The 11,417-nt window shown below is 66.8% G+C and carries 10 protein-coding genes; 5 read left to right on the top strand and 5 right to left on the bottom strand.

From position 1 onward, the window contains the following. Nucleotides 1–299 precede the first annotated feature (299 nt). Nucleotides 300–1,538 (top strand): cation:proton antiporter domain-containing protein, encoded by a 1,239-nt coding sequence (locus tag AC1DJ5_RS14325; protein ID WP_441455641.1) that lies wholly within the window; start codon nt 300–302, stop codon nt 1,536–1,538. A 61-nt stretch (nt 1,539–1,599) separates the two neighbouring features. Here AC1DJ5_RS14325 and AC1DJ5_RS14320 read toward each other — a convergent pair whose 3' ends face one another. Continuing rightward, entirely contained in the window at nt 1,600–2,376 is a 777-nt protein-coding gene (locus tag AC1DJ5_RS14320; RefSeq protein ID WP_477021024.1) for a PhoH family protein, read from the bottom strand. 302 nt (nt 2,377–2,678) lie between these two features. Here AC1DJ5_RS14320 and AC1DJ5_RS14315 point away from each other — a divergent pair, with 302 nt between their 5' ends. Together AC1DJ5_RS14315 and AC1DJ5_RS14310 are read left to right on the top strand one after the other, a co-directional pair. Further along, complete coding sequence (locus tag AC1DJ5_RS14315) at nt 2,679–3,209, top strand: gamma carbonic anhydrase family protein (protein ID WP_477021023.1); 531 nt, start codon at nt 2,679–2,681, stop codon at nt 3,207–3,209. Between the two features lie 159 nt (nt 3,210–3,368). Beyond that, nucleotides 3,369–4,202: a hypothetical protein gene (locus AC1DJ5_RS14310; RefSeq protein WP_477021022.1), complete on the top strand. Its 834-nt coding sequence runs from the start codon at nt 3,369–3,371 to the stop codon at nt 4,200–4,202. Between the two features lie 129 nt (nt 4,203–4,331). Here the strand turns inward: AC1DJ5_RS14310 and AC1DJ5_RS14305 are convergent, their stop codons facing one another. The 4 genes from AC1DJ5_RS14305 to hfaA all read right to left on the bottom strand — a co-directional run bounded on the left by AC1DJ5_RS14305 (nt 4,332) and on the right by hfaA (nt 9,990). Further along, nucleotides 4,332–7,214: a M16 family metallopeptidase gene (locus AC1DJ5_RS14305; protein ID WP_477021021.1), complete on the bottom strand. Its 2,883-nt coding sequence runs from the start codon at nt 7,212–7,214 to the stop codon at nt 4,332–4,334. A gap of 139 nt (nt 7,215–7,353) precedes the next feature. Next, complete coding sequence (hfaD, locus tag AC1DJ5_RS14300) at nt 7,354–8,610, bottom strand: holdfast anchor protein HfaD (RefSeq protein ID WP_477021020.1); 1,257 nt, start codon at nt 8,608–8,610, stop codon at nt 7,354–7,356. Beyond that, nucleotides 8,537–9,556 carry a holdfast anchoring protein HfaB gene (gene hfaB, locus AC1DJ5_RS14295; RefSeq protein WP_477021019.1) on the bottom strand — a complete coding sequence of 340 codons (1,020 nt, stop codon included), beginning with the start codon at nt 9,554–9,556 and terminating at the stop codon, nt 8,537–8,539. Before hfaB ends, hfaD begins: the two co-directional genes overlap by 74 nt. After that, nucleotides 9,556–9,990: a holdfast anchoring protein HfaA gene (gene hfaA / locus AC1DJ5_RS14290; protein ID WP_477021018.1), complete on the bottom strand. Its 435-nt coding sequence runs from the start codon at nt 9,988–9,990 to the stop codon at nt 9,556–9,558. The genes hfaB and hfaA overlap by 1 nt, the downstream gene beginning before the upstream one ends. A 110-nt stretch (nt 9,991–10,100) precedes the next feature. Here hfaA and AC1DJ5_RS14285 point away from each other — a divergent pair, with 110 nt between their 5' ends. Both AC1DJ5_RS14285 and AC1DJ5_RS14280 read left to right on the top strand, forming a co-directional pair. Then, complete coding sequence (locus AC1DJ5_RS14285) at nt 10,101–10,769, top strand: rhomboid family intramembrane serine protease (RefSeq protein WP_441455630.1); 669 nt, start codon at nt 10,101–10,103, stop codon at nt 10,767–10,769. A 66-nt stretch (nt 10,770–10,835) separates the two neighbouring features. Continuing rightward, entirely contained in the window at nt 10,836–11,264 is a 429-nt protein-coding gene (locus tag AC1DJ5_RS14280) for a CBS domain-containing protein (protein ID WP_441455629.1), read from the top strand. The last annotated feature ends 153 nt before the right edge of the window (nt 11,265–11,417 follow it).

Here is an 11,417-nt window from a genome sequence, read left to right as displayed (position 1 = left end):
AGCCGCTAACAGCGGCGCCTGCCCCGAGCTCATGTCCAACTCTTCGCGCGGGGCGCTTTGCTTTCGTCGAAACGGTAAAACTACATCCTCTCCGGGCGAAGGCCCGGCGCCCCGCCCAGCCCTCCACCGCCCGTGCCAGCACGAGGCGGCGCGACTCGTCGTCGCGCAGGCAACTTTGACGGTTCCAAATCGGTTTCATCCCGGTAAAACTAGGGCGTAAGCCTTGCGGTGGCGGCCCTGTGCCCCCAGATAACGGCTTCCAGCCCCATAAGAACCTTTCGCCCGACGCAGGAGCGCCGATGCCGCATGCCGACAGCCTGATTATCACCCTGGTCGGAGGCTTCGTCCTCGCCTTCGTGTTCGGCATGTTGGCCAATCGGCTGAAGCTGTCGCCTCTGGTCGGCTATCTGGTGGCCGGGGTCGTCGTCGGGCCTTTCACGGGCGGCTTTGTTGCCGACACCGAACTGGCGCCGCAATTGGCCGAGGTCGGCGTCATCTTGCTGATGTTTGGGGTCGGGCTGCATTTCTCGCCCAAGGACCTGATGCAGGTCCGCAAGGTCGCCATTCCCGGCGCCATCGTCCAGATCGCGGCCGCCACCATCCTGGGCTGGGGCCTCGGCCGTTTCGTGCTCGGCCTTGGCGACGTTGAAGCGGCGCTGTTGGGCTTCGCCCTGGCGACGGCCTCGACCGTGGTGCTGCTGCGCGCGCTGGAAGAGCGCAAACAGCTGAAGACCAACGCCGGCCGTATCGGCATGGGCTGGCTGATCGTCGAGGATCTGGTGATCGTGATCGCCCTGGTTCTGCTCCCGCTGCTCATCATCGCGCCTGGCGAAACGCTGAGCGGGGTCGCACTGGCCAAGTCCATCGGATGGACGCTGATCAAGGTCGCGGGCTTTGTCGGCGTCATGCTGGTCGTGGGCGCCAAGGCGCTGCCCTGGGTGCTGGTCCGGATCGCGCACACCAAGTCGCGGGAATTGTTCACCCTGGGGGTGCTGGCCATTGCGCTGGGGATCGCCTGGGTCGCCTATGCTCTGTTCCACTCGTTTGCGCTGGGCGCCTTCCTGGCCGGGTTGGTGCTGAACAGCTCGCCGCTGGGCCACAACGCCGCCGAACGGTCGCTGCCGCTGCGCGACGCCTTCGCCGTGCTGTTCTTCGTCTCGGTCGGGATGTTGTTCGATCCGACCATTCTGGTCCGCGAGCCGCTGGCGGTGCTGGGCGTTCTGGGCATCGTCATCATCGGTAAATCCCTGGCGGCGCTGGTCATCACGACGGCTTTCAAGCTGGACCGGGCGACCAGTCTGACGGTCGCCGCCAGTCTGGCCCAGATCGGGGAGTTCTCGTTCATTCTGGCCGCCATCTCGATGCAACTGGGCGCCATGAGCCGCGAGACCCACGACCTGATCCTGGCCGCGGCCCTGCTGTCGATCTCGCTGAACCCGTTCGTCTTCGCCCTGATCGACCGGATGGGCGCGCGCATGCCGCCGCCGGGCAAGAAGCCGGAGGTCGAGCCCAAGGCGGCCCTGGCCGACGTGATGTGATGAAAAAGAGGCCCGGTGATCGCTCGCCGGGCCTCTTGCGCATCCGCGTCCTGATCGGGGCTTACAGGACGCCGATCATGCTCGCGACCAGGGGGTGGCGCACGATGTCGCGTTCGGCCAGGCGGACTACGGCGATGCCCGGCACCGCCTCCAGCCGCTCCGCTATGTCCGACAGGCCCGAAATGCCTGGCAGAAGGTCGGACTGCTGCGGATCGCCGGTCACGACCATGGTCGAGTGCCAGCCCAGTCGGGTCAGCAGCATCTTCAACTGGACATAGGTGCAGTTCTGCGCCTCGTCGACGACGATGAAGGCGTTGTTCAGCGTGCGGCCGCGCATATAGCCGATGGGGGCGATCTCGATCAGACCCTCGGCCATCAGCGCCTTGACCCGTTTCATGCTGAGACGGTCCGACAGGGCGTCGTAGAGGGGGCGAAGATAGGGAGCCAGCTTGTCCTCCATGTCGCCGGGCAAGAAGCCGATGGATTCCCCAGCCTCGACGGCGGGCCGCGACAGGACGATGCGGCCGACCTTGCCGGCCTCCAGCGCCTCGACCGCCTTGGCGACGGCGAGGTAGGTCTTGCCGGTGCCTGCCGGGCCCAGCGCCAGCACCAGATTGTGGGCGTCGACGGCCGTCATCAGTTCGGCCTGGCCGTCCGACTTCGGTTTCAGCGTCTTGAGGTAGGCCTGATCGCGGTCGTCGTTGGAGGGGTGAGGCGACCATCCGTTGCGGGGCGGCAATCGCCGGACCTTGGCGTCCTGCAGGAACTCTCGCGAATCCAGCACGCCTTCACGGACTTGATGCTTGATGGCCGAACGCTTGGTCATGAACGCCTCCAGGGCAAGAAAAAAGGCGAGCCCGACAGGGACTCGCCTTGAACGACGGTGGGGGAGGAGTGGGCCGGAATCGTGCGGCGGCCGGTCGGATCGGTCGCGGGGTCGTCGCCGCAGCAGAGGCGTCGCCGTCCCGGGACTGGTCGCGAACACGCCACGCGCATTCTCCAGTATCTGACCGGACCGGGCTTGATCCGGCTTCGGATCCGGGGCCGAAATGGCGACCTCGAATCGCATCAACAGGATGATGCTAACGTAGTTTATGAAGGCTTAAAGCCTTCATTTTTTGAAACATAGGCGGTGTTCGGATGAGTGTTTACAGTCTTGGCGACAGCAGGCCGCAGTTTCCGCCGGAGGGCGAATACTGGATCGCGCCAAGTGCAACGGTCCTAGGGAACGTGATTCTGCATCCTGGCGCCAGCATCTGGTTCAACGCGGTGCTGCGTGGCGACAACGACCCTATCGTCATCGGGCGCGACAGCAATATTCAGGACGGCAGCATCCTGCACACCGACGTCGGCGCGCCGTTGACGATCGGAACGGGCGTGACGGTGGGCCACAAGGCCATGCTGCATGGCTGCGCCATCGGCGACAACAGCCTGGTCGGGATCGGAGCGGTCATTCTGAACGGCGCGCGGATCGGGAAGAATTGTCTGATCGGCGCCAACGCCCTGATCACCGAGGGTAAGATCATTCCCGACAACTCTCTGGTCATGGGGCAGCCCGGCAAGGTGGTTCGGGAACTGGATGAAGGACAGATCGAGGCGCTGCGTGTCTCGGCCCAGCACTATGTCCAGAACTGGCGGCGATACGCCCGGGACCTGCGCCCGCACCCCTGAAGCCGCGAGGCGGCGGGGCGGGCGCGTCAGGATGGCACAGCGTGCGCCGCGTCGGCGGTCGAGGGCAACGGAAACGCAAGGCATTTGCGCCTTCATCGTGCATGGGACCGGCCCGCGACTTGCAGGGACGGCGCGAAGATCAATGCAGGAGTCCAGCCCATGCGGGTGCGGATCAAGACTTTGCTGGCGGCGGCCGGGGCCTTCATCGGCCTGATGGCGATCGCCGACACGGCCGCAGCCCAGTGCGGGGGAACGTGCCAACCCCCGCCTCCGCCTCCGAGCCCCCCGTGTGGCGGCGGCTGTAGGCCGCCCGCAGACCCGCCCTTCGACCCGCCCGGCTGGGGCGTCAACGTGAACGTCAATGTGAACGCCAGCGCGAACGCCAGCGCTTCGGCGCGCGCCTTCGCCGGGTCGCGCAGCGGCGCGACAGTGATCGTCGGCGGGGGCGGCGGGGCCTATTTCAACGTCGATCAGCCCTACCCCACCACGATCCAGGGCCTGACGGTCGAGGGCTCGACCACGCAGATGGTACGGGTCCCCTACACCGCCTCGCGCCGGATGGAGAAGCGCGTGGTCATCCAGGCCCTGTGCATCGACGACCGCGCCGTGCCGCACCCGGCCTCGCAGGTCCGACCGGGCCGCGACGTGGCCATGGACTACGAAGGCGAACTGTATCGCTGCATCGCCGGGACCAAGCTGCAATGGACCATCGGCGACGAGATGGGCGGTCGGGGCGAAACCCTGAACTGCAACAAGCGCGAGGCCCTCTGGTACGGCCGCGGCGGGATGCTGGAATGCCGTCCCGAGAAGCAGGAACGCGACTGCAACGAGCGTTCGCTGCTGCGCCGCTATGGCGCGGGCGTGAAGGTGCTGACCATGATCCGTGAGGAATCCTACACCGAATACCGTGAGGAGATGGTCGAGACCGCGGGGGCCGTGGCCTCGGGCGCGGTCATCATGCTGGACGGCGGCGTCGGCGGCCGGGTCTTCTGAATGCGGCGTTCAGCCTGGCGTCAGGTGGGCTGGACTAGATTTCCGTCATCGGCTCTCCGTCGATAGGCCAGAAGACCAGGGCCCCGATCCGCTGGATCGGGGCCCCTTTTTCGTCAGCGTCGCGGACCCCTACTTGGCCGGGGCGTTGACCGAGACGACCTCGGCCTTCCACGCCGTGCCCGGCTTCAGATACTGGCGCGCAGCCGCCTGGATATCGGCGATGGTGAAGGATTCCAGATCGCTGATATGCGTCTGGATCTGCTCGACCGAGGCCGGTTTGGCCGCCAGATCTTCCAACTGACCGAGCCAGTATTCGTTGCCGGCCTGGCTGCGCCGCAGGGCCTCGATCACGGGCAGGCGGGCGCGGTTCAGTTCGTCTTGCGTGACCGGCATGTCGCGCAGGGAGGCGGTGATCGCATCCACGGCGGCGTAGAAGGCGGGGATTTTGTCCGCCGCCGTCTCGGCCATGACCGAGATGGAGCCGTAGCCCTTGTAAACGTCCGATGAGGAGGACGAGACGCGCGGCGAATAGGCCAGGGCCTGCTTCTCGCGGATTTCGTCCAGCACGCGCAGTTTGAAGACCTCGGCCATGATGCTGACCTTGCGGGCTTCGGTGCGGTCGTCGACGGCGTCGGTGGTCGGCCAGGCGATGTAGGCCAGGCCCTGTTCGGCCGGACCCGTATGGGTCAGGCGCACGGGCTGGGCCGTCGGTGCGGGGAAGCGGCGCAGGTCCGAACCGGGCAGGGGCTGGGCCGCCGGGGCGCGCGTCGGCAGGGCGGCGAAGGTGGAGGCTACCGCCGCGATCGCGTCATCGATCTTCACATCGCCGACCATGACGATGTCGATGGGACCCGAGGCCATGCCCTGAATCACGCCCTGCTTCATCTCGTCCAGGGTGAAGGCGGCGATTTCGGTCGGAGAAGGCACGGCTTCGCGCTTGTCGCCGCTGGCCAGCAGGCCGGCCGCCTGAATGCCGAAGGCGCCGCCCGGCGTGGCGAGTTGCTGGGTCAGGATCTGCGGGAAGAAGGCCTTGATCTGCTCGAACGGCGCAGCGCGCAGGCCCGGATCGGTCAGATAGGCGGCCAGCACCTGCATCTGCAGTTGCAGATCGGCCGGACGGGTCGCCCCCGACAGTTGATAGGCGTCGTCATCGATGGCGAAACCAGCGCTGTAGATCTTGCCTGTCAGGACGCGGCTGAGTTCGTCCGCCGTTAGCTTGCCCAGGCCGCCACGCGTGAAGACCAACGGGGCCAGCATCTGGGACGTGATGCGGTCGGTCGGCAGGCTTTCGTCGCCGATGCCGGTGCGGACCGAGATCAGGATCTGCTGATCCTTGAAGTCCGTCGGCTTGATCGTCAGGCGGGCGCCGTTGGGGAAGGCCACGACCGTGGCGCCGACAGCGGCCACTTCGGTCCGGCTGCTGGGCGCGGCGGGGGCGCCGAAGTCGGCGTAGGGCCATTGCAGCTCGGCCTGGACGGCGGGGGCGGTGACGGCGACCGCGCGGCTGGCCTGCAGCGCCGCGGTGACGCCAGCCTCGCCGCCTTCGATCGCCTCGGGCGTGACGACCAGGGCGAGCGGGCCGTAGCCTTCGAACACCGCCTTCACGGCTGTGCTGACCTGTTCGGCCTTCAGGTCCTTCACCACGGCCTCGAACTGCGCCAGGTTTGTGGCGGGCGAGGAGAAGACCCGGTCGTCGTTGGCCGCCGCCAGCAGGCCGTTGGCCAGGGCGGGGGTGCTGCGCGTCGCGGCCGCTTGGACGGCGTTTTCAAGCGCGGTGCGGGTGTTGGCGATCTCGCGGTCCAGTTCGGCCTGGGTCACGCCAAACTGCACCAGACGACGTTGCTCCTGTTCGATGGTCTCGAGAGCACGATTCAGGCCGCCCGGATTGAAGTTGGCCGAGACGCTGCCGAGGTCGACCGTGTCGAACAGGCTGCCCTTGCCGGCGCTGGCGGTGATGAAGGGCGGATTGTCGCCGCGCGCGATTTCCCCGAGGCGGCGGTTCAGAACGGCGAGACCCAGGCTCTGGATGAAGGTGTCGCGGCGTTCGGCGACGGTGTCGGGGTCCAGGTCGGGATTGCGGATCCAGTTGAGCTGGATCGAGGACTGAACACCCGGCTCGACCAGGATGCGGGTCTCGGCCGAGCGCGGGACGACCTTGCCCAGATCGGGATTCGGGCCGTCGGCGGCCTTGGGGCGCCAGTCGGAGAAGGTCGCGCGGATCTTGGCTTCCATCTGATCGACGTCGAAGTCGCCGACTGCGATCATCGTCGCGCGCGAGGGGCGGTAGTAGGCGTTGTAGAACTCGACGAAACGCTCACGCGGGGCCGAGCGAATGATGCTGAGGTCGCCGATCGGCAGACGGTTCGACAGGCGCTGGCCCGGGGCGAGCAGGGCGATCTGGGCCTTGAGCGAGCGCAGGCCCGGTGTGTTGCGCAGACGTTCCTCGCCCTCGATCACGCCGCGCTCGGCGTCGATGTCGGCAGCGTTCATCAGGGCCTCGGACACCTGTTCGCGCATGATGCGCAGCGAGGTGTCGACGGTCTCGTCGTTGGTGCGCGGCAGCTCCAGCGTATAGGCGGTCTGGTCGAAGCTGGTGAAGGCGTTAGTGTCGGCGCCGAAGGCCAGGCCCAGACGCTCAAGAATGCGCAGCAGTTCGTTCTCGGGCACGTTCGTGGTGCCGTTGAAGGCCATATGCTCCATGAAGTGGGCCAGCCCCAGCTGGTCGTCGTTCTCCATCAGCGAACCAGCGTCGATCCGCAGACGCAGCGACGCCTGTCCCGGAGGCGTGGCGTTCTTCATGATAGCGTAGCGCATGCCGTTCGGAAGGACGCCGAAGCGCACGGCCGGGTCGGCCCGAATGTCGCTGGCGACCTGGGCCCAGGGCTTGGATGGCTGGGCGTCCTGCGCGGCTACGGCGGCGGGGGCCGTCAGGGCGACGGCGGGCAGGGCGGCGCCGCCTAGAAGGGCGAGACTGGAGGCGGCAAGCAACAGCAGGTGGCGAGGCGATCGCATTCAGTGAGACTCCGAACCCTGTGCGATCAGGCTGCCCCCGGGACTGACTGCGGCCCTGCACGTCGATGGTCGCGTGCAACGGCGTATGCACGTTCGATCAGAGTGACAAAGGTCCTTGACTGTCTCAAGTTACCGAATGTTAATTTCGGCCCGTTCGGGTGACGTAAAATGTCGCAGCATTGCCGACCGCGTTGGCCCCGGCGACCACGTTGCGGCCCCATCCGTTGATCGTCGTATTGGCGACGGCGCTGACATTCCCCGCATTGGTCTGGACGTTGCGGGCGTTGAGATCGCCGTCGCATTCGGCGCAGGCGTAGCCGGTGATCGAATTGCCTGCGGCGTTGACCCCCACATAGGCGTCGTAGCCCCTTTGCCCGGTAAAGGAGGCGCTCGCCTCGACCCCGCCCGTGTTCATCTGGGTGTTGTCGATGTCGACATAGATGTCGTTGTTGCCGATGGTCACTTCGTTGGCGAGGGCGCTGGCCGAGGCCGTGGCCTTGCCGAAATCATAGGCGCTGAGTTGGGCCGCGCCGCGGATATCGGCGCTGTTATCCTGAGCCGTGGTCGGGATCAGCGACCCGCCCTGATTGTAGAAGGTCGCCTGATTGCCGCCCGCGTGGGCGCGCGCGGCCAGATTCCAGCCGTTGCCGGCCCAGACGCCTGTGCCGGCCTCGACCATGGCGCCCGAAGAATGCTGCCGGACCTCCAACTCCTGATTGGCGTTGCGGCCAGTGGTGGCCTGAACGGTGTTGGCGACGGCGTGGCTGGAGAACTCGGCGGGATCACGCACGAAGCGCGGCGAGGCTTGATTGTTCGCGCGGACCTCGCCTGTGACGGTCTGGTCGATAGTCCCTACCAGAGAAGCGCGGTCGCCGCTCAAGCCGCTGGCCGTCAGGGCGACGGCGTTGCCGTAAGCGGCGGCGCCGATCTGACCGCCGCCGACCATGCGAGCGTCGGGTTCGGTGATGACGCTCGTCGCCGTGACGTCGCCGCTGACCGTCTGGGTCGCGTCAATCGCCATCTGGGCGTTGGTCGCCGTGCCCGCCAGATAGTTGCCATGCGCCTGGGTGGCGGCTGTCACCCGTCCGGTGTCGCCCTCCAGGGTCAGCGAGGTCGAGGCCGATATGTCGTTCCGCGTGTCCTGCGACGTGCGGACGTCAAGATCCTGCCCGTCCGCGCCGCCGATCAGGCTGTTGCCGTGGGCAGCGGCGGACATGGTCACCTGATCGCTGACATCGACGACGTTCAGCGTTTGCCCGGCGACGACCTCGCCGAGTTGCAGTTGATTGTTCAGGACCAGACCGCGATCCTGGGCCGCGACCTCAGTAGCGGCCGCGACGCACATCGCCGTCGCGGCGATCGTGCCAGCGAGACGGATCGGCGCGAGTCTGACCATTGTTCATGTCCGTATTGGCATAGGCGGGGTAGTAGCCGCCGGTCGGGCCGACGGCAGAGTCGCCCAAGGGGTCGTTGGCGGGGCTGAGGCAGACCTCGGGACCGGGCGCGCCGTAGAGGTTGGCCATGAACTCGACCGTCGCGCGCTCCACCAGGGCGCGAACCGCCAGTTGCACCGGCTCCAGGCCGCTGGTTCCCGCTGAGATGTCGAAAACGTTGCCGTTCAGGAAGTCGAACACGCCCGCCGAAATCTCGCGGCCGACGATCTGTTTCTGATAGGAGACGACATCGACGACTTCGAGCGTGGTGGTCTGCACCAGCCGCAGGTCGATGGCTACGTTCATGACGAAGACCTTGCCGGTCAGCATGCCTGAGCCGCCCTTCTCGTGGAGCTCGCCGCCGGCGATGTCGAAGCCCCCAGAGCGGATATTGTAGTTCACCTCGGTGATGCCGCCGACGACATAGAAGTCTGAACCCGGAACCTGGCCGGCCAGGATTCGGCGGTAGGCGGCGTCCTGCGGCCCGCCGTTGGGCTGGTCGTCGCTGATCAGCTTGTTGTTGGCGTAGCGTAGCTCCAGTTCCGACACTGAGGTGTCGTAGCGCTCGACGATGCGCGCGCCGGCCTTGGCCAGGGCGGTGTTCGCCATCAGCGACGCGCCCTGGGTGATCTGGCGCCCGCCGTCGGCGGAGACCGAGCCCGTGTAGTCGCTGATCCGACCGACAGCCATGCGCGGCGACGGCAGGTTGTAGCGACGCGCATAGTCGGCCAGGCAATAGAGGGCGGTCGAATAGGGCGTCGGGTTCGATGTCACCGGAGCGTTGCCGATCGGCGTCGCATAGCGGCCGGAAGAACCGGCGCTGGTGCTGGCGCAACCGGCCAGAACGCCGGCGGCGGCGACCGCGACGGCGGCGACCCGCAGCGGGCGAGAGAAGCGATGTGCGGCCATTAGAAGTTCAGGGTCCCGTTCAGGGCGGTCCCGGCCGTGATATTGCCGGTATTGGTCTGGCTAGAGTTGATAATCACCGTGTTGCGGTTGCCCTGGACCACGACGTTCAAGCTGTTGCCTATGGCGGTCGCGCCGCCGATGGCCGTCCCGCCGCTGGACGAACCCGCGCCGGCGTAGCCGCTCGAGACGCCGGCGGAGGAACTGGCGTAGCTGCTGGCGCCGGACTGGATGATGCCGTTGACGATCAACCGATTGCCGTTGGCGTCGCGGGTCGAACCGCTGAAGGCCTGGGCGGTCGTGTAGCGCGAGCCGCCGTATCCGGCCTGGAACTGTGCGGCGCCGGCCGAGCCCGTAGACTGCGCGGACGCAACACCGGCCGCCAGCAAGGGCAGGGCCAGGGCGGCGGCGGTCAGGGTCAGTCTTTGAAACGGCATGCAGGACTCCGCAGGGGCGATTTCGGGTCGCCAAGCAACCCGCGTGCCAGTTTGGAACGCGGGTCTTAAGATCGACTTGAGATTGCGCCGGTCTTTGTCCATCAAGGCTTATGCAGAGTTCAGCCGACGAACCGACCCACCCCCAGCGCGAGCGGATCTTCAACGCGCCCTTCCTGGCGGTGCTGATCGCCGCCTCCATGCCCGTGCTCTATTGGTTTCAGGAGCGTCTGCCGGACGACGGTATGGCGATGGCCTTCCGGGCCGCTGACCTGTGGCAGGGGCGGTGGACGGGCCTGTTCACCTCCATGCTGCTGCATGGTGGGTGGCCCCATGTGGCCATGAACGCCGTGGGCGCCCTGGCGTTCGGCACGCCGGTGGCCCGGTTGTTGTCCAAGGGCTTGGGGCCGCTGGCCTTCATCGCCCTTTATATAGTGAGCGGCGCCGTGGGCGCCCTGGGTTATGGGCTGTGCCATCCCGGGAGCATGAGCAATCTGGTCGGCGCCTCGGGGGCGGTGTTCGGCTTGATCGGCGCGGCGACCCGCCTCATGGGCGGGCATGGCCGGGTGCTTCCATTATTCCATCCTGGCGTCTTGAAGCAGGCGTCGGCCTGGATGGTCGCCAATCTGGTCGTGGGGCTGATCGGCCTTGCGCCCGGTGCGGCCGGGGCCAGCATCGCCTGGGAAGCGCACGCATTCGGTTTCCTGATCGGCATTCTGGCGATGGGCCCCTTGGGGCGTTGGTTCGGGCCGCGAGAGGATTTGCTTCCGGGCGGGGTCTGAGCGATCCTGCGGCTTATAGCGGCCGGTCCGCGGTCGCCCCCCATATTCGTAAGGGAAGGAGCCGCCATGCTGGTCGCCGAGATTCTCAAGGGCAAGGGGGAGGCTGTCTTCACCCTGTCGCCCGATAGGCTTCTGATCGAGGCGTGCGCCGAACTGCATCGCAAGCGGGTCGGCGCCCTGATCGTCTGTGACGGAGACGCCGTTCTCGGCGTTCTCTCGGAACGGGACATCGTCCAGGCTATCTCGCGGGACGGCGCCGAGGCGCTGAAGCGTCCCGCTTCCCACTATATGACGACCGAAGTGATCTTCGCGGAGCCTGCAGAGACCGTCGCCGTCCTGATGGCGCGCATGACGGACCGCCGCGTTCGCCATCTGCCGGTCTTGCGCGACAGCCGCCTGGCCGGGGTCGTCTCTATCGGCGACGTCGTCAAATGCCAGATCGCCGAGGCGACGCGCGAAGCCGAAAGCCTGCGCACCTATATAGCGGCGGGGTAAGGGTGGCGGCGTGGGCCTGCTGTCGGGCGATTCGTGTTCGTTCGGTTTTTCGTATTTCCGTCATTCAAGGCTTGTGGAGTCGGGGGCGGGTCCGTATATCCGCGCCTCGCTCTGCAACGAGCGGCCCGCGGGGTTCGGCAACGGACCGGGCGG

This window comes from Brevundimonas sp. 01N35, assembly GCF_056399785.1.
Note: the sequence above shows the minus strand (reverse complement) of the source record. Positions and strands in the feature narration are given on the sequence as shown.

What these genes read in the sequence shown, in the direction of transcription:
- AC1DJ5_RS14305 (WP_477021021.1), bottom strand. Translation starts at nt 7,214, where the DNA reads ATGCGATCGCCTCGCCACCTGCTGTTGCTTGCCGCCTCCAGTCTCGCC.
- AC1DJ5_RS14310 (WP_477021022.1), top strand. Translation starts at nt 3,369, where the DNA reads ATGCGGGTGCGGATCAAGACTTTGCTGGCGGCGGCCGGGGCCTTCATC.
- hfaA (WP_477021018.1), bottom strand. Translation starts at nt 9,990, where the DNA reads ATGCCGTTTCAAAGACTGACCCTGACCGCCGCCGCCCTGGCCCTGCCC.
- hfaD (WP_477021020.1), bottom strand. Translation starts at nt 8,610, where the DNA reads ATGGTCAGACTCGCGCCGATCCGTCTCGCTGGCACGATCGCCGCGACG.
- AC1DJ5_RS14315 (WP_477021023.1), top strand. Translation starts at nt 2,679, where the DNA reads ATGAGTGTTTACAGTCTTGGCGACAGCAGGCCGCAGTTTCCGCCGGAG.
- AC1DJ5_RS14325 (WP_441455641.1), top strand. Translation starts at nt 300, where the DNA reads ATGCCGCATGCCGACAGCCTGATTATCACCCTGGTCGGAGGCTTCGTC.
- hfaB (WP_477021019.1), bottom strand. Translation starts at nt 9,556, where the DNA reads ATGGCCGCACATCGCTTCTCTCGCCCGCTGCGGGTCGCCGCCGTCGCG.
- AC1DJ5_RS14280 (WP_441455629.1), top strand. Translation starts at nt 10,836, where the DNA reads ATGCTGGTCGCCGAGATTCTCAAGGGCAAGGGGGAGGCTGTCTTCACC.
- AC1DJ5_RS14285 (WP_441455630.1), top strand. Translation starts at nt 10,101, where the DNA reads ATGCAGAGTTCAGCCGACGAACCGACCCACCCCCAGCGCGAGCGGATC.